Source organism: Janthinobacterium sp. 78 (assembly GCF_003096775.1).
In the GTDB taxonomy this organism is placed as follows: domain Bacteria; phylum Pseudomonadota; class Gammaproteobacteria; order Burkholderiales; family Burkholderiaceae_D; genus Janthinobacterium; species Janthinobacterium tructae.
In genome coordinates this window covers 2656366-2672623 of sequence record NZ_QENT01000001.1, presented here as the reverse complement: position 1 = coordinate 2672623, position 16258 = coordinate 2656366, and the positions used below count along the sequence as shown (strand labels likewise).

General features: G+C 64.1%; 17 protein-coding genes. 13 read left to right on the top strand and 4 right to left on the bottom strand.

Translation table 11 applies throughout. From position 1 onward, the window contains the following. Positions 1-41 precede the first annotated feature (41 nt). Together C8C92_RS27450 and C8C92_RS11995 are read left to right on the top strand one after the other, a co-directional pair. A complete protein-coding gene (locus C8C92_RS27450) occupies positions 42-191 on the top strand; it encodes a hypothetical protein (protein WP_165829215.1) in 150 nt (49 codons plus the stop codon). 21 nt (positions 192-212) lie between these two features. Next, entirely contained in the window at positions 213-584 is a 372-nt protein-coding gene (locus C8C92_RS11995; RefSeq protein WP_116744042.1) for a flagellar basal body protein, read from the top strand. A gap of 12 nt (positions 585-596) precedes the next feature. On the opposite strand, the gene C8C92_RS11990 is transcribed toward C8C92_RS11995, so the two are convergent. Next, positions 597-1202, bottom strand: a complete 606-nt coding sequence (locus C8C92_RS11990) for a TetR/AcrR family transcriptional regulator (RefSeq protein ID WP_099759694.1) — start codon at positions 1200-1202, stop codon at positions 597-599. Positions 1203-1342: 140 nt separating this feature from the next. Between C8C92_RS11990 and C8C92_RS11985 the strand changes: the two genes are divergently transcribed. Genes C8C92_RS11985 through C8C92_RS11975 form a run of 3 tightly spaced genes read left to right on the top strand, consistent with a single transcriptional unit; the run spans position 1343 to position 4198 of the window. Then, the gene (locus C8C92_RS11985) at positions 1343-2404 is read left to right on the top strand and encodes a sugar phosphate isomerase/epimerase (protein WP_116744041.1); all 1062 of its coding nucleotides are present in this window, start codon (positions 1343-1345) and stop codon (positions 2402-2404) included. Between the two features lie 13 nt (positions 2405-2417). Continuing rightward, positions 2418-3272 (top strand): alpha/beta hydrolase, encoded by an 855-nt coding sequence (locus tag C8C92_RS11980; RefSeq protein WP_116744040.1) that lies wholly within the window; start codon positions 2418-2420, stop codon positions 3270-3272. Further along, positions 3269-4198, top strand: a complete 930-nt coding sequence (locus C8C92_RS11975; protein ID WP_116744039.1) for an alpha/beta hydrolase — start codon at positions 3269-3271, stop codon at positions 4196-4198. The genes C8C92_RS11980 and C8C92_RS11975 overlap by 4 nt, the downstream gene beginning before the upstream one ends. A gap of 42 nt (positions 4199-4240) precedes the next feature. Here the strand turns inward: C8C92_RS11975 and C8C92_RS11970 are convergent, their stop codons facing one another. Beyond that, entirely contained in the window at positions 4241-4780 is a 540-nt protein-coding gene (locus C8C92_RS11970; protein ID WP_099759698.1) for a molybdopterin-dependent oxidoreductase, read from the bottom strand. Between the two features lie 30 nt (positions 4781-4810). Continuing rightward, complete coding sequence (locus C8C92_RS11965) at positions 4811-6805, bottom strand: TonB-dependent receptor (RefSeq protein WP_116744038.1); 1995 nt, start codon at positions 6803-6805, stop codon at positions 4811-4813. 287 nt (positions 6806-7092) lie between these two features. Between C8C92_RS11965 and C8C92_RS11960 the strand changes: the two genes are divergently transcribed. The 8 genes from C8C92_RS11960 (at position 7093) to C8C92_RS11925 (ending at position 15248) form a co-directional block, all read left to right on the top strand. Then, positions 7093-7917 (top strand): IclR family transcriptional regulator, encoded by an 825-nt coding sequence (locus C8C92_RS11960; protein ID WP_099759700.1) that lies wholly within the window; start codon positions 7093-7095, stop codon positions 7915-7917. 51 nt (positions 7918-7968) lie between these two features. Continuing rightward, a complete protein-coding gene (locus C8C92_RS11955) occupies positions 7969-9123 on the top strand; it encodes an acyl-CoA dehydrogenase family protein (RefSeq protein WP_116744037.1) in 1155 nt (384 codons plus the stop codon). Positions 9124-9134: 11 nt separating this feature from the next. Further along, positions 9135-10673, top strand: a complete 1539-nt coding sequence (locus tag C8C92_RS11950; protein ID WP_099759702.1) for an AMP-binding protein — start codon at positions 9135-9137, stop codon at positions 10671-10673. Positions 10674-10733: 60 nt separating this feature from the next. After that, complete coding sequence (locus C8C92_RS11945) at positions 10734-11900, top strand: ABC transporter substrate-binding protein (protein ID WP_116744036.1); 1167 nt, start codon at positions 10734-10736, stop codon at positions 11898-11900. 104 nt (positions 11901-12004) lie between these two features. Further along, complete coding sequence (locus C8C92_RS11940) at positions 12005-12877, top strand: branched-chain amino acid ABC transporter permease (protein WP_071077978.1); 873 nt, start codon at positions 12005-12007, stop codon at positions 12875-12877. Then, entirely contained in the window at positions 12874-13848 is a 975-nt protein-coding gene (locus C8C92_RS11935) for a branched-chain amino acid ABC transporter permease (RefSeq protein WP_116744035.1), read from the top strand. Before C8C92_RS11940 ends, C8C92_RS11935 begins: the two co-directional genes overlap by 4 nt. Next, positions 13841-14554: an ABC transporter ATP-binding protein gene (locus tag C8C92_RS11930; RefSeq protein WP_116744034.1), complete on the top strand. Its 714-nt coding sequence runs from the start codon at positions 13841-13843 to the stop codon at positions 14552-14554. The genes C8C92_RS11935 and C8C92_RS11930 overlap by 8 nt, the downstream gene beginning before the upstream one ends. Next, complete coding sequence (locus C8C92_RS11925) at positions 14547-15248, top strand: ABC transporter ATP-binding protein (RefSeq protein WP_116744033.1); 702 nt, start codon at positions 14547-14549, stop codon at positions 15246-15248. The genes C8C92_RS11930 and C8C92_RS11925 overlap by 8 nt, the downstream gene beginning before the upstream one ends. A 26-nt stretch (positions 15249-15274) precedes the next feature. Here C8C92_RS11925 and C8C92_RS11920 read toward each other — a convergent pair whose 3' ends face one another. After that, positions 15275-16258, bottom strand: coding sequence for an HDOD domain-containing protein (locus tag C8C92_RS11920; protein ID WP_116744032.1), 984 nt, complete (start codon positions 16256-16258; stop codon positions 15275-15277).

Below are 16258 nucleotides of genomic sequence, written 5' to 3'. Positions count from 1 at the left end.
CCAGGAAAATGGGGCGACGCAGATGGAAAATGGCGGACTCCGTGGACGACTTCCCTGCCAGTCTAGGCAGTGAAATGCCACAGAGCAATATGAAAATATTACGTGATGCAGCTATTTTTTGCGGCAAGAGCCAACAGGAAAAATTGTTGCCTTGCACCACCACACTTTTCCCGCTGGCGGGAGTAAACTAGGCGTATTCTGAAGGAGTCGCCATGTCCATCTCCGCCCTCACCAGCGGTACCTCGGGGCTGACCGCCAACCAGCGCGCGCTGGATGTGGCCGCCAACAATATCGCCAATGCGAATACGCCGGGCTTCCAGCCGCAACAAGCCGCGTTCCAGGAGTCCAGTCCGGCCGGCACGGGCGTCACGCTCTCCGTCGAAGGGCGCAAGCTGGCCGCCAGCGAAAGCGTCAGCGGCGCCAATGCAAATGCGCTCAAGGCGGCCGAAAGCCGGCCGAACGGCGTGGGCCTGGCGTCCGAACTGACGGATAACCTGGTCTACAAGGCCGGTTTCAACCTGTCGGCGAATGTCGTCAAGGCGGCCGACCAGGCCTTGGGCAGCCTGATCGACGTCAAGACATAAACCTGCGACTATCTACAACGTAGCCTGGGAAGCCAGCGCCAGCGGCGCCATGGCTGGCGCAATCAGCGCCAGCAGCCGTTCGGCCGGAATGCCGTCGCGCGCCTGTACCGACAGGCCATGCAGCAGCGCCGCATAATAATCGCCCAGCGCCTGCACGTCGGCGTCCCCTTTTAACTCTCCCGCCAGCTGCGCCGCGCGCAGGCGCTCGATGACCGCTTGCGTGCGCGCGCGGCGGTGCTGCGCCAGCCAGTCGGCGATGCCCGCGTTGTCCGCGCTCGTGTTGGTCGCGGCCGTGACCACCATGCAGCCTTGCGGCTGGCCGCTGCGCGTGTACAGCAGCACGGCTTCTTCCAGCATGCGCGCCACCGCCTCGCGCACATGCAGGCTGGCGGCCAGCGCATGCACGGCAAACGCGCCTTCTCCCGTTTCATACAATTCCACGGCTTCGCGGAACAGCTGCTCTTTCGAGCCGAACGCCGCATAGATGCGCGCCGAGGCGATGCCCAGCGCCGCCACCAGGTCGGCCATCGACACGCCTTCATAGCCGCGCGTCCAGAACGCGTCGCGCGCCTTTGCCAGCGCCAGCGCGCGGTCAAATTCCCTCGGTCTTCCTGCCATTTTCATCCTCTGCTTGCGAACTGGCGGCCAGTATAACGCCTGGCACGCCACCCGCCTTCGCCATTTATTTTGCAGCTGCGCCTTGACCGCGCCAACAATTTCACCTATTCTTTGTCGATCGACAAACAATAGGAGCCGATATGAAAACCATCCAGGGACCGAGCCTGCACCTGGCACAATTCGCCGCCGACACGGCGCCCTTCAACACCTTGCCCGCCATCGCCGCGTGGGCGGCCGGCATGGGCTTCAAGGCCCTGCAGATTCCCGCCTGGGATGCGCGCCTGTTCGACGTGGCGCAGGCCGCGCACAGCCAGCAATACTGCGATGAACTGGTCGCCATGCTGGCCGGCCATGGCCTCGTCATCAGCGAACTGACGACGCACATCCTCGGCCAGCTGGTGGCCGTGCACCCGGCCTACGACGCGCTGTGCGACAGCTTCGCGCCGGCACACCTGCACGGCCAGCCGGCCGCGCGCACGGCGTGGGCCATCGAACAGGTGAAACTGGCGGCGATGGCCTCGAAACGCCTGGGCCTGACCGACATGGGCACGTTTTCCGGCTCGTTCGCCTGGCCCTACCTGTTCCCGTTCCCGCAACGCCCGCCCGGCCTGATTGAGGCGGCCTTCGACGAACTGGCGCGCCGCTGGCTGCCCATCCTCGACGTGTGCGAGGAACAGGGCGTCAACCTGTGCTACGAAATCCACCCCAGCGAAGACCTGCATGACGGCATCAGCTTCGAGATGTTTTATGAAAGAGTGGGCCGCCACCCGCGCTGCAAGATGCTGTTCGACCCCAGCCACTTCGTGCTGCAGCAGCTCAATTACCTGGAATTCATCGATATCTACAAGGAGCACATCCGCATGTTCCATGTGAAGGATGCGGAATTCAATCCGACGGGACGGCAAGGCATCTACGGCGGCTACCAGTCGTGGGAAAACCGCGCCGGGCGTTTCCGTTCGCTGGGTGATGGCCAGGTCGATTTCAAGGCGATCTTTTCAAAGATGGCGCAAAACGATTACGCCGGCTGGGCCACGCTGGAATGGGAATGCTGCCTGAAGGACCAGGAAGTGGGTGCGCGCGAAGGCGTGGCCTTCATCAACGCCCACATCATTGCCGTGACCGACAAGATCTTCGACGACTTCGCCGGCGCCCCCGTCAGCGCGCAGCAGATCCATCAATTGCTGGGCATCCAGCACACCTAATTAGGGAAACCATATGAACGATTTTACACACGACTACGTCCGCATCGACGGCCAGCGCCTGCATTGCGTGATTGCCGGCGCAGGCAAACCCGTGCTGCTGATCCCCGGCTGGCCGCAAACCTGGTATGCGTGGCGCCATGTGATGACAGCGCTGGCCGCCAACGGTTACCAGGCGATCGCCATCGACCCGCCCGGCAGCGGCCATTCAAGCCGCCCGGCCGATGGCTACGACACGGGCACCGTGGCCGCCACCCTGCACCGCGCCATGCTGGCGCTGGGCCACGCGCAGTACGACGTGGTGGGCCACGACATCGGCATGTGGGTCGGCTATGCGCTGGCCAGCGATTTCCCGCAGGCCGTGACGAAACTGGCGCTGACGGAAGCCGTGATTCCCGGCCTGGCACCGGCGCCGCCGATTTTTGTTGCGCCATCCGACAATATCTTCCTGTGGCACTTCATGTTCAACCAGGTGCTCGATTTGCCGGAAATGCTCACGGCGGGCAAGGAGCGCGAGTACATCCGCTTCATCTTCGACCGCTGGTCGTACCGCCGCGACAAGGTGGCCGTCGACGTGTATGCGGACGCCTACGCCACGCCGGGCGCCCTGCGCGCGGGCTTCGCCTACTACCGCGCCATCCCCGAAACCATCAAGCAAAATCTGGAACGGGCCAAGCGCAGCCTGGCCATGCCCGTGCTGGCCATCGGCGCCGACCACGCGACGAATGACGCGCCCCTGCTGACCATGCAGGGCAAGGCGGATCATTTACAAGGCGCCATCGTCGCCGAATGCGGCCACTTCATCATGGAAGAACAGCCGGAAGCGTTCATCGCCCACCTGCTGCCCTTCCTGGCCGGAGAACCAGCGTGAGTCTCGATCCGCTGATCGCCGCCTGGCTGGAAGAAACAAAAGATGCGCCGCCGCCCGCCTCGCTGGCAGACCTGCGCGCCGCCACGGAAACGGGACTGCGCCAGTTGCATGGGCCACTGGAAGACGTCGCGGCCATCAAGGACTACGTGCTGCCCGGCGAGCATGCGCTGGCCATGCGCGCCTACGTGCCGGCCGGCGCGGACACGGACCAGCGCTTGCCGGCCATCGTCTTCGCGCATGGCGGCGGCTGGTGTCTGTGCTCGCTGGACCTGTACGACAACCCGTGCCGCGCACTGGCCAACGCCACCGGCTGCGTGATCTTTTCCGTCGATTACCGGCTGGCGCCCGAGCACAAGTTCCCCGTGCCGCTAGCCGATTTTTATCGGGCCATGTGCTGGGTCGCCGACCATGCGGCGGCGCTGGGCGTCGACGTGAAGCGCCTCGCCGTGGGCGGCGACAGCGCGGGCGGCAACCTGGCGGCGGCAGCGGCACTGATGGCGCGCGACCAGGCCGGTCCCGCGCTGGCGCACCAGCTGCTGCTGTACCCGGCGCTCGATTTTGCCTTCGACACGGCTTCTTACCAGCGCTATGCGCAGGGCCATTCGCTGACGCGCGAAGCGATGCGTTTTTGCTGGTCGGCGTACCTGAACGAGCCAGCCGAAGGCGCGCAGCCTTATGCTGCGCCCCTGCGGTCAACGTCGCTCAAGGACTTGCCGCCGGCGACCGTGCTGGTGTGCGAATTCGACCCGCTGCATGACGAGGGGGATACGTATGCGCAGCGGCTGCGCGATGCCGGCGTGGCGGCCGAGTGCGTACAGCTCGACGGCATGATCCATGCATCGATACACATGCTGGGCCTGACGCCAGCGGCGCGGGGATTGTTTGACGTGGCAGGCCAGGCAATGCGAAAAGCGCTGGCCATATAAGAAAATCGGCCGCCGGGGATGGCTCCACGGCGGCGCTTTTCATTATTCCACCAGCTTGCGCACCTCGATGCCGTTCAGCCATTTCACGTGGCGCGGCCCCGTGCGAATGTCTTTGGCCGAGATGAGGGCAATCTCGCCATCGTTGTCGTCGAGCGCCTTGCCGTTTTTTTGGTAGTAGACGATCACGCCCTCGCCGGCCGGCGCGTTATACAGCTCGCCCCAGGAAAACACCACCGCGTAGCCATCGGTAGCCGTGGCGATGATGGCGAGCTTCTTGACGTCGTTGTGGCCAGGTGCGTCGAGCACCGCCTTGTCGAGAACATCGCGCAGGCGCACTCCACGATAACTGGTGATGGTCTCGGCCTTGTCGCCGTTATGGCGCGTGACGGCAATCTCTCCGCCATTCGCGGGCGGCAGCTGGCGCAGGTCGGCCACCTTCAGGGTCAGCGGCGTTTCCACCATGCCCGTCACGGCCAGCGCGTGGCTCATGTTGTCGCGCGCGGCAGCGGGTGCCGACCACGCGGCCGGTGCCGCCGCCAGCAGCGCGGCCGAAGCAAAGCCAGCGAATATTTTCTTGATCATGCTGTGTCCTTTCATTAAACAGTCAAAAAATCAGAACTGGACCTGTGCATTGGCCAGCCAGGTGCGCCCGGCGCTGGGGAAGCCGTCGGACAGCGCGTAATTGCGGTCACCCAGGTTCGCCACGCCCGCTTCCAGCGTCAATGCCGGCAAGGGGCGGACCACGGCCTTCAGGTTCAGCGTCGTAAAACCACCGAGTTTCAGGGTGTTCGAGACCCAGCGCCCGCTGTTCGATTCAGCGATGGCCACCACGTCGACCTGGCGCGCCGCGTGCAGCACGGCGTGCGCCGTCAGCTTGTGGCGCGGCACGTCCGTCAGGCGGATGGCGCGGTCGCTGACATTTTTCATGTCCGTATACGTGTAGTTGCCGCCGAAATCGAGCCAGGCGCCAACGCGGCCACGCAAGCCCAGCTCCACGCCGCTGATATGCGCCCGGCCCGCGTTGCGCATCTGCGCGCGCGCGCCCGAGACATTGGCCACGCTCTGGATCTTGTCCTTCACGTCGCTGTAGAACAGCGCTGCTTCCAGTGCCAGGCCTTGCGCATTGCCTTGATAGCCCAGCTCATAGTTCATCGCTTCTTCCGCGCGCAAGGCCGGGTTTTCGATATACGTGCCCAGGCGCTGCGAGTAGCGGTCCTTCAGGGTCGGCAGGCGCGACTTGCGCGCCACGGTGGCGTACACGCGCGATGCAAGACCGGTCTTGTAGAACAGGCCCGCCTGCAGGTCGGTGGCCGATTGATTATCGGGCAAGGTATACGCATTGCCGGCGCTGTAGACCGTGTCCGGGCGCAGCTCATTGCGCGAGGCGCCCAGCGACAGTTCCGTCGCGGCGTTCAGGGCGATGCTGTCTTCCGCGCCCAGGGTCCACAGCGCGTCCTTGTACCAGGTGGTGCGCACGCCCTTGGCATCGAGTTCCTGGTGTTCGTCGGCCTTGACGCTGGCCACAAAACGCAGGCGGTGCGCGGCCAGGCGGAACGATTCGAGTTCCACCGCGCCGCCGTTCGTGCGGTCGTTATAGATGCTGCGCCCGCCGCTGACGCTGCCCTGGCCGCTGGTTTTCAGGGTCGTGTAGCTGCCATTGGTAAACGAGGTGATTTCATTGTCGTAGCTGTCGTGGTACAGCCGCAGTTTCACGCGTTCCTGCTGGCCCAGGCGCGTCTGCGAGACGAAATACACGCTTTCCTTGTTCCAGTACGGCCACTGCCAGTAGCGCGCGCCGACGGGGTTCGTCGATGGCGGCTGGCCCTTTTCGCCATGCTGCTTGTAGTAGCTCAGTGCATACTCGTCGCCCGCATGCGCGCCATCGGGTGTGTAGCCCACCTTGAACGACAGCTTATGGTCCTTGCGGTAGGCATTATTGCGCATGCCGCCGTCTTCCGTGGCCGTCGGGCGGAAGTCGGACGACATGGGGAAACCGTCGCTGTCGATATACGACACGCCCGCCTGCAGATACCACAAGCCCTGGTTGGTGCCCACGTTGGCCGATACCTGGCGCTCGCTGCCCGAGCCGAAACCGATCGAGGCATCGCCCTCAAGGCGCGCCGCGGGTTTGCGCGAGATCAGGTTGATGGCGCCGCCCAGGGTATTGGCGCCGTAGGCCACGGAGCTGAAGCCCTTGGCCACCTGGATGGCGGCCAGGTCGCCAGTCGTGAAGCGGTTGAAATCGACGTAGCCGTCATACGGCACGTAGACGGGAATGCCGTCGATATACAGCGGCACCTGGCGCGCATCGAAACCGCGGATGGCGACGGTTTTTTCGTTGCGCGCATTGGTCGACAGCGACACGCCCGACAGCAGATTGAGGGCGTCACCCACGTTGTCGCGGTTAAAGCGGCGCATCTCGGCGCGACTCACTTGCGAACCCACCTGCTGCCCATCCAACTGCGCTACTTGCCCCAGCTGGTCGCGCTGGCCGATCACCGTCACCGTGCCCAGCACGAACGGCGCCGCCGCATCCGCGTCTTCCTTGCCAGCGGCCTGCTGTGCCAGCGCCAGCATCACGGCGCCTGCCATTACCTGTTTCAACATCGTCTGACTCTTTCCATTATCGTTGTATATCACGCTATATAGCGCTACGCAAAAAAATACAAAAAAGCGGCCACGTCTGCGGCGGCTGTCACCCAACAGCGCAATATACAGATGTATATAGCGATGCTCAAGCGAGAAGGCCAAAAGCGCACGCACAAGTCAAATTTCACGCTTTTTTCATGCAGCGCAGCATTTCGCTGTGCGAACGCATGTTTCATAAAACGGTTGACATGCGGGATCCGGCTAGGCAAACTCATTTCCAGGGAGTCAAAAAAATGAGGGCAAATATGAGCAATACTCAGGCCGCAGCCGATCCGGAACTCATCGTCTTCAGCGATGACGAAGAAGGCAAGGACCGCCAGTTCGTCAACGCGCTGGCGCGCGGTCTGGAAGTGCTCCGGTGCTTCCGCCCCGGCGAAGTGTTTCTGTCGAACGCGGACATGGCCAAGCGCACGGGCATCCCGAAACCGACGATTTCGCGCCTCACCTATACCCTCACCAAACTCGGCTACCTGAATTACTCGGACAGCCTGGGCAAGTACCAGCTGGGCGCCGGCGTGCTGGCCCTCGGCTACCGCATGCTGTCGAACCTCGACGTGCGCAAGATGGCGCGTCCGCAGATGGAAGAACTGGCCGAACATGCGCAGGCATCCGTGTCGCTGGGCACGCGCGATCGCCTCAGCATGGTCTACGTGGAAACCTGCCGCAGTAGCGCCAACGTCACCCTGCGCCTCGATGTCGGTTCGCGCATTCCCCTGATGACGACGGCCATGGGCAAGGCCCTGTTGTGCATCCTGCCGCAGGCCGAGCGCGACTACCTGATGGACCATGCGCGCGAGCACGAGACGGAGCGCTGGCCGCGCATCAAGGCCGGCATCGAGCAAGGCTTCAAGGATTACCAGGACCGGGGCTTTTGCATCTCGGCCGGCGAGTGGCAGAACGACGTGCATGCGGTGGGCGTGCCCATGCTGGGCGCCGACGGCGAGCAGGTGATGGCCTTCAATTGCGGTGGCCCCGCCTTTTTGCTGTCGCGTGAAAAACTCGAGTCCGACCTGGGACCGCGACTGGTCGCCCTGGTCAAGACAGTGGAAAAAAACCTGGGCCGCGGTTAGACTGCGCGCCCCCTCTCAACGACAGCTCAACTCAAAGCGCCGAGGAAACCGATGATACGCGACGAAGAAACCCTGAACATCCTGCTCGACAGCATCGCCCGTTTCGTGCGCGAAGTGCTGGTGCCGAACGAGGCGCTGGTGGCCGAAACGGATACGATACCGCCCGCCATCGTGGCGCAGATGCGCGAACTGGGCCTGTTCGGCCTGTCCATCCCGGAAGCCTACGGCGGCCTGGAACTGAGCATGGAAGAGGAAGTCAGGGTCGCGTTTGAAATCGCCCGCACCTCGCCCGCCTTCCGCTCTCTGATCGGCACGAACAACGGCATCGGCTCGCAAGGCATCGTCATCGACGGCACGGAAGCGCAAAAACAATACTATCTGCCCAAGCTGGCGGCCGGCGATATCATCGGCTCGTTCGCCCTGACGGAAGCGGGGTCCGGCTCCGACGCGGCCTCGCTGCGCACGAGCGCCGTGCGCGATGGCGATTTTTATATCCTCAACGGCAGCAAGCGCTATATCACCAACGCGCCCGAAGCGAGCATCTTTACCGTCATGGCGCGCACGGACCCCGTCAAACGGGGCGCCTCGGCCATCTCCGCCTTCATCGTGGAAAGGGACACGCCGGGCCTCTCGCTGGGAAAAATCGACAGGAAGATGGGCCAGCAAGGCGCGCATACCTGCGACGTCATCTTTGAAAACTGCCGCGTGCCGGCCGCGAACATCATCGGCGGCAAGGAAGGCGTGGGTTTTAAAACGGCCATGAAGGTGCTCGACAAGGGCCGCCTGCACATCGCCGCCGTCTGCGTGGGCGCGGCCGAACGCATGCTGGGCGACGCCCTGGCGTATGCGATGGAACGCCAGCAGTTCGGCCAGCCCATCGCCGAATTCCAGCTGATCCAGGCCATGCTGGCCGACAGCAAGGCCGAGATTTACGCGGCGCGCAGCATGGTGCTCGATTGCGCGCGCCGGCGCGACAACAAGGAAGACATTTCGACGGAAGCGTCGTGCTGCAAGCTGTTCGCCTCCGAAATGTGCGGCAGAGTGGCCGACCGCTCCGTGCAGATCCACGGCGGCGCCGGCTACATCAGCAAATACGCGGCCGAGCGCTTCTACCGCGACGTGCGCCTGTTCCGCATCTATGAGGGCACGACGCAGATCCAGCAGATCGTCATCGCCCGCAACATGATCAAGGCAGCGCAAAAGTGAAGGCGACCGCGATGGACATCCCCGCCCTGCTGGCCGGCTTGCCGGCGCGCCTGTCGGCCATTCCCGCCTACTGGGCGGCGCGCGCGCCGGACGCGCCGGCGCTGCATGAAGGGGGCCGCAGCTGGACCTACGCGCAGCTGCAGCACAGTGTGGAAAGCGCCGCGCAGTTGTTGCGCCAGCTGGACGTGCGCGCCGGCGACCGCCTGATGGTGGTGGGCGAGAACTGCGCGCTGCAAGTGGCGCTGATTTTTGCTGCCGCCAGCATCGACGCGTGGATCGTCAACGTCAATGCACGGCTGTCGGCGCGCGAGATCGACACCATCGCCGCGCACAGTTCCGCGCGGCGCATGCTGTTTCTGGCCGGTGCCTCGCCGGAAGCGGCCGCGCATGCCGCGCGTCTGGGCGCGACCACTGCCACGGTCGACGGCATGGGCGAGCTGCTGGCGGGAGCATTGAACGAAGCGTCCATTCCGGAAGCCACGGTCCCCGGCAACGAACAAGTGGCCGCGCTGATCTACACGACGGGCACCACGGGCCAATCAAAAGGCGTGATGCTGACGCACCGCAACCTGCTGTTCATCGCCGCCGTCTCCAGCACCTTGCGCGGCCTGACGCGCAGCGACCGCGCCTATGGCGTGCTGCCGATTTCGCACGTGTACGGCCTGGCCTCGGTGGCCCTGGGGACCCTGTATGCGGGCGCCGCGCTGTACCTGGTGCCGCGCTTTTCCGTCGATGGCCTGCTCTCGGCCCTGAAGGACGACGGCTTGACCATCGTCCAGGGCGTGCCCGCCATGTACGCCAAGCTGCTGCAAACCCTGGGCGGCGCCGACACGCCGCTGCCCACGCGGCTGCGCTTTGCGTATGCGGGCGGCTCGCCGCTGGCGCCGTCGCTCAAGCGCGACGTGGAAAAGCTGCTGGGCACCGCGCTGCACAATGGCTACGGCATGACGGAAAGCGCGCCCACCATCAGCCAGACGCGCCTGGAAGCGCCGCGCCGCGACGATTCCGTCGGCATGCCGATCCCGGGCGTGGAAGTACGCGTGGTGGACGTGGCCGGCCTGGATGTGACGCCGGGCGCGGCGGGAGAATTATGGATACGCGGACCGAACATCATGGCCGGCTACTACCGCGAAGCGGCCATGACGGAGGCCACCATGCGCGAAGGCGGCTGGCTCAATACGGGCGACATGGCGCGCCAGGAACCGGACGGCGCGTTGTTCGTTGTCGGGCGCACCAAGGAACTGATCATCCGCTCCGGCTTCAATGTGTATCCGTTGGAAGTGGAAACGGCGCTCAACGCCCACCCCTGCGTGGTGCAATCGGCCGTGGTGGGACGCACCCTGGACGATGGCAACGAGGACGTCATCGCCTATGTGGAGCTGGACCCGCGCCAGCCCGCCAGCGTGGCACAATTACAGGCCTGGCTGGCGCAAACGCTGTCGCCGTACAAATGCCCGTCCGCCATCATCGTCATGGACGCGCTGCCGGCCGCCGCCACGGGCAAGATTTTAAAGGGGCAGCTGCGGCAAATGGCGCAGAATGCCCGATAAGTTGACCATGTAGTACCAGACTTGAGAACAAAACCAAGCCACATCACCGGAGGAGACACGATGAAACGCACCTACACACGCATCGCCATGGCAGCGCTGGTTGCCAGCGCCTGGATGACGCAGGCCAGCGCCGACGAATTCCTGGTCGGCGCGGAAATCCCGCTGACGGGCAACCTGGCGCGGGTCGGCGCCGGCATGCAGGAAGGGATCATGGTCGCGGCCGAGGTCTTCAACAAGACCAACGGCAAGCACACCATCAAGATCATCACCGTCGACGACGAATCGGCGCCCGCCAAGGCCATCGCCGCCGTGGAAAAGCTGGCCAGCCAGGGCGTGGTGGCCATCACGGGCGGCTATGGCTCGAACAATATCTCGCCCGCCTCGGACACGGCCAATAAGCTGGGCCTCGTCTACATCACCTCGGGCGGCGTGGACGACAGCCTGGTAGCGAGCGGGCGCAAGAATTTTTTCCGCATCAATAACACGGCAGGCTACGAAAAAGCCATGCTGGGACTACTGCAGGACGTGGGCGCCAAGTCCGTCTCCATCGTGTATTCGACCAAGGACGCCACCACGGGCCTGGCGAAAGACGTGGAAAAAGCCTTGGCGGCCAAGGGCGTGAAGGTGACGACGCATTCGTTCGACCCGGCCATTACCGACTTCAAGCCCATCATCAACAAGATCAAGCTGCAGGACAAATCGGAAGTCGTGGCCATGGTCGGCTACGAAAACGATTACGTGGGCATCATCCGCGCCGCGCGCGTGCTGAAACCGAAGATCAAGGCCATGGTGGGCGTGTGGTCGCTGGCCACGCCGAAAATGGCGGCCGACTTCCCCGACCTGATGCCGAATGTGTTCGGCACGGCCCTGCTGCCCTTCCCGACCGAATTCAAGACGGCCGACGGCAAGGCCTTCAGCGACGCCTACAAGCAGCTGTACAAGAAAGAGCCCGATTACCTGGGCCAGTTCGGCTACGTGCAGTCGATGCTGCTGTTCGAAGCGATCGCGCGCGCGGCCGACAAGGGCACGCTCAAGAAAGGCGGCGTGGCCGACGAGATGCGCAAGACGGACCGCGACACCCTGATCGGCCGGGTGCAGTTCGCCGCGAATGGCGACAACCTGAACTTCGTGCACCGCATGGCGCAGCACCAGGACAAGAAAGTGGTGATCGTCTGGCCGAAGGAACACGCCACGGGCAAGCTGGCCTATCCAGCCCTGCCCTGGTAAGCAGCCTCCCGCTGCACATGCGCGCGCCTGCCGGGCGCGCACCGATGAACGGCAGTTCTGCGCTGTGTACACGCGGCGCCAGGGCTGCCTGACGGGATGACGACATGACAGAATTAATCTTGCAAGCCCTGTATTCAGGCTTGCTGCAGGGTGGCTCCTACGCCCTGATCGCACTGGGACTGGCGCTGGTCTTCGGCACCATGAAAGTGATCAACCTGGCGCACGGCGAACTGGTGCTGCTGGCCGCCTACATCGCCTACAGCGTCGAATCGGGCCTGGGACTCGGGCCCATGTTCGCCATTCCCATCGCGCTGGTGATCGTCAGCCTGACGTCCGTGGGCGTGTATCTGATCGTCAGCCGCATCAAGAAAGACCGCGAAATCAATTCGCTGATCCTCACCTACGGCATCGGCGTGATACTCACCAATGTCATTTTGCTGGTCTGGAAGGCGGACATCCGCTCGACCTCATCGAGCTGGCTGCAGGAAGGCATCGAAATCGGCCCGTTTTTCAGCATGCGCAGCGAAGTGATTTTCTTCGGCGTCAGCCTGGTGCTGATGGCGGCGCTGTGGCGCTGGCTCGCCACCAGCTGGTATGGCCGCGCCGTGCGCGCCGTCTCCAGCAACCGCGACGCGGCCAAGCTGATGGGCATCGACCCGGGCCGCACGGAACTGGTGTCGTTTCTCGTCGCCGGCATCCTGGCCGCCTTCGCCGGCGTCGCCCTGTTCAGCTATGGCGTGATCCAGCCCGCCTACGGCGGCGCGCTGACGGTGAAAGCCTTCATCATCACGGTATTGGCCGGCATCGGTTCCATCCCCGGCGTGCTGCTGGCCGCCGTGCTGCTGGGCGTGGCCGAAGCGCTGACCGTCACCCTGGCCAGCTCCGCGCTGCAGGAATTGTCCGGCATGGTGCTGTTCCTGCTGGTGCTGTTCATCATGCCGAACGGCTTGTTCGGCGCACAACGGAGGCGCGGATGAAGCGCTCAACTTTCCTTTCAACGGCCGCTTTGCTGCTGGCCGCGTATGTCGCGGTGCCGCTGGCTCTGGGCGGCAACCAGTATGTGATGAGCATGGTGGTGGCGGCCCTGGTCATCGGCGGCGTGGCCATGTCCTGGGCCCTGCTGGGCAATCTGGGCGGCATGGTCAGCTTCGGCCATGCGGCCTTCTTCGGCGTGGGCGCGTATGTCTCCGCCCTCACGACCGTGAAACTGGGCGTGCCCGTATTTGCCGCCATGCTGCTCGGTGGCGCGGGCGCGGCCATCGCCGCCGTCATCATGTTGCCCGTGCTGCGCCTGCGCGGGCCGTACTTTGCGCTGGCCATCCTCGCCTACGCCCACATCTTCCGCATCCTGGCAACGGAATGGAGTGCCGTCACAGGCGGCGCCGGTGGCGTGAACAATATCCCCACCTTGCCCACCGTCTTCGGCTTCGATTTGGCCAGCAAGACGGGCGCCTACCTGGTGGTGCTGACCCTGGTGGTGGCGTGCGCCTTCGCCTACAGCCGCATCCGCGCCAGCCATTACGGCATCGCCCTGCGCGCCATGCACGACAGCGAAGACGCCACGCGCGTCGTCGGCGTCAACAGCACCTTGCTGAAAGGCGCGATGCTGCTCGTGTCGGCCTTCATGGCGGGCCTGTTCGGCGCCTTCAACGCCCATTACATCAATTTCCTGGAGCCCGACTACGCCTTCAATAGTCTGTGGGTGACCTTGCCGATCGTGGCGGCCATCTTCGGCGGCTACCGCACGATACTCGGCCCCGTGCTGGGCGCCGTGGTGGTCTATCTGGTCGACCAGCTGATTTTCAAGTCGCTGATCCCCACCGGCCACCAGTTGGTGCTGGGCGTGCTGCTGGTGGCGATGATCGTCTTCAGTCCGAACGGCTTGCTGCCGCTGCTGCAAAAATGGCTGAAAAACATGTTCCAGGCGAAGGAGAAAGCACATGCTTGAACTCGATAATGTGTCCGTGCGCTTCGGCGGCCTGACGGCCGTCGATTCCGTCACCTTGAACGTGGGCAGCCACGACGTGATCGGCCTGGTGGGCGCGAATGGCGCCGGCAAGACCACGCTGTTCAATGCAATTTCCGGCCTGGTGCGCCCCACCAGCGGCGGCATCCGCTTCGAAGGGCGCGACATCATGGCCACGCCCATGTACCAGCGCGCGCGCCTGGGACTGGGCCGCACCTTCCAGATTCCGCAGCCGATGCATGAACTGACGGTGCGCGAGAACCTGATCGTGGCGCAGCGCTTCGGCACCGGCAAGGTGGACATGCGCAAGATCGATGAAATCCTTGATTTTACGAGCCTGCTTGACAAGGCCGGGCGCGATGCGGCCAGCGAACTGGCGCTGACGGAACTCAAAGCGCTGGAAGTGGCCAAGGCGCTGGCGACGAACCCGAAACTGCTGCTGCTCGATGAAGTGCTGGCCGGGCTGGAAACGAACGGCAAGCGCCGCTTCATGGGCATGCTGAAGGACTTGCACGCCGCCTTTGGCGTGGGCATCGTCATGATCGAGCACGACATCGAGACCATCAGCAACCTGTGCCAGCGCGTGGCCGTGCTCAATTTTGGCCAGCTGATCGCCGACGGCACGCCGGATTGCGTCTTCCGCGATCCGGCCGTCATCGAAAGTTATACAGGGGCAGCCCATGCTTGAGATAGAAAATCTGCGCGCCGGCTATGGCGCCATCAATGTGCTGTGGGATGTGTCGCTGTCCATCCAGAAGGGCAAGCTGACCACCATCATCGGCCCGAACGGTGCCGGCAAGACCACCCTGCTGCGCGCCATCATGGGGCTGCTGCCCGTGGGGGCGGGCAGCATCGCGCTCGACGGCGTGGCCATCAACGGCACGCCCACCTGGAAGATGAGCGATGCGCGCGTGACGATGATCCCCGAGGGGCGCATGACGTTTCGCGACATGAGCGTGGAAGAAAACCTGATCATGGGCGCCTTCCCGAAAGAGCACCGCAGCCACATGCCGGCGCGCCTGGCCGACGCCTATGCCATGTTCCCGCGCTTGCACGAGAGGCGCCGCCAACTGGCCGGTTCATTGTCCGGCGGCGAAGCGCAGATGCTGGCGATGGCGCGCGGGCTGATGTCGGACCCGTCGCTGCTGATCATCGACGAGCCTTCGCTGGGCCTGGCGCCGCTGGTGGTCAACGAACTGTTCGAGATCCTCGCGCGCCTGAACGACGGCCGGCGCACCATCATCCTCGTCGAGCAGAACACGGCGCGCGCCGTGGGCGTGGCCGATCACGTCTATCTGATGCAAAGCGGCAAAGTGGCGCTGTCGCAGGCAGCTGCCGAAGTCGAGCTAGAACACCTGCACGAACTCTATTTTGCGCGCTGAGTGATATCCACCGCACGCGGCTGGCATCACTCGTCGTCGTCGGCCAGTTTGCCAAACGCCAGCAGCTCACTCTTGCCGAGTCCGGTCGTCACGAAAGGATCGTCGGCAGGAAAGCGGCCGCTGTCGGCCAGCATGCGCAGCTTGCTCAAGCGCTCGCCCAGCGCCAGCGCCTGCGCCTGCGGATCGGCATCGGATTGCCCCACTTGCCCGATCGCGCGGGTCACGGACTGGGGAAATTCCCACAATTCGGCGATGCGTACCGACAAGATGCGCGCTTGCGCAAACACTTGCGCAATGAAGGCGTCCGATTGCGGAAAGACATCGGGCCCATGCATCTGGTCGATCAGCCGGAACGCCACCACCAGGCCGACATTGGCCATCAGCCCCGCGAGATAGGCATCGAAGGCGTTGGCATGCATCGTCGGCGCGACCAGACTGGCCGCCAGCGCACATTTTTCGGACTGGCGCCAGATCAGCGGCGCCGTGCGCACGGTCAGCCCGCCGCTTTGCATGCTGACGATGGGACGGAAGGCGACGCGGGCGAGCAGCATGCGCATGCCGTTTTGCCCGAGCAGCATGATGGCGCCTTCCATGTTGTTGATCGACGGGCTGGCGTTGTAGCGCGACTGGTAGCAGGGCCGGTTCGCTTCGCGGTAGACCTCGGCGACCAGCAGCACATCCTGGGCCAGCTGGGCCGACAGCTTGGCCGCGCTCATGTTTTCATCTTGCAAGGTACGCATCAACTGCGGAATGATGGCTGGAATGCGCGGCACCAGCGCGGCGCCAGCGATCGGTTCACGCACCAGGCGCGCCAATTCGTCCAGAATCTGCTGTTCGGTCTCCGCCGGAGCCTGCGCCGATCCCGCAGCCGCCAGCCAGCGGTAGTACATGGCATCGATTTCGGTGATGGTGGCTGGCTGCAGCGTCGCCTCGGGCGCTGCCGCTGCCGTGACTGGCGCAGGCTTGTTTTTTTCGTCGCCGCCGTTCAGTAATTTTCCTATCCAGCCCAT

Bases quoted from the DNA above. Each gene is read 5' to 3' on its own strand.
- C8C92_RS11930 (WP_116744034.1), top strand. From the start codon at position 13,841: ATGCTTGAACTCGATAATGTGTCCGTGCGCTTCGGCGGCCTGACGGCC.
- C8C92_RS11985 (WP_116744041.1), top strand. From the start codon at position 1,343: ATGAAAACCATCCAGGGACCGAGCCTGCACCTGGCACAATTCGCCGCC.
- C8C92_RS11965 (WP_116744038.1), bottom strand. From the start codon at position 6,805: ATGTTGAAACAGGTAATGGCAGGCGCCGTGATGCTGGCGCTGGCACAG.
- C8C92_RS11920 (WP_116744032.1), bottom strand. From the start codon at position 16,258: ATGGGCTGGATAGGAAAATTACTGAACGGCGGCGACGAAAAAAACAAG.
- C8C92_RS11980 (WP_116744040.1), top strand. From the start codon at position 2,418: ATGAACGATTTTACACACGACTACGTCCGCATCGACGGCCAGCGCCTG.
- C8C92_RS11970 (WP_099759698.1), bottom strand. From the start codon at position 4,780: ATGATCAAGAAAATATTCGCTGGCTTTGCTTCGGCCGCGCTGCTGGCG.
- C8C92_RS11925 (WP_116744033.1), top strand. From the start codon at position 14,547: ATGCTTGAGATAGAAAATCTGCGCGCCGGCTATGGCGCCATCAATGTG.
- C8C92_RS11950 (WP_099759702.1), top strand. From the start codon at position 9,135: ATGGACATCCCCGCCCTGCTGGCCGGCTTGCCGGCGCGCCTGTCGGCC.
- C8C92_RS11995 (WP_116744042.1), top strand. From the start codon at position 213: ATGTCCATCTCCGCCCTCACCAGCGGTACCTCGGGGCTGACCGCCAAC.
- C8C92_RS11955 (WP_116744037.1), top strand. From the start codon at position 7,969: ATGATACGCGACGAAGAAACCCTGAACATCCTGCTCGACAGCATCGCC.
- C8C92_RS11945 (WP_116744036.1), top strand. From the start codon at position 10,734: ATGAAACGCACCTACACACGCATCGCCATGGCAGCGCTGGTTGCCAGC.
- C8C92_RS11935 (WP_116744035.1), top strand. From the start codon at position 12,874: ATGAAGCGCTCAACTTTCCTTTCAACGGCCGCTTTGCTGCTGGCCGCG.
- C8C92_RS11940 (WP_071077978.1), top strand. From the start codon at position 12,005: ATGACAGAATTAATCTTGCAAGCCCTGTATTCAGGCTTGCTGCAGGGT.
- C8C92_RS11990 (WP_099759694.1), bottom strand. From the start codon at position 1,202: ATGGCAGGAAGACCGAGGGAATTTGACCGCGCGCTGGCGCTGGCAAAG.
- C8C92_RS11960 (WP_099759700.1), top strand. From the start codon at position 7,093: ATGAGCAATACTCAGGCCGCAGCCGATCCGGAACTCATCGTCTTCAGC.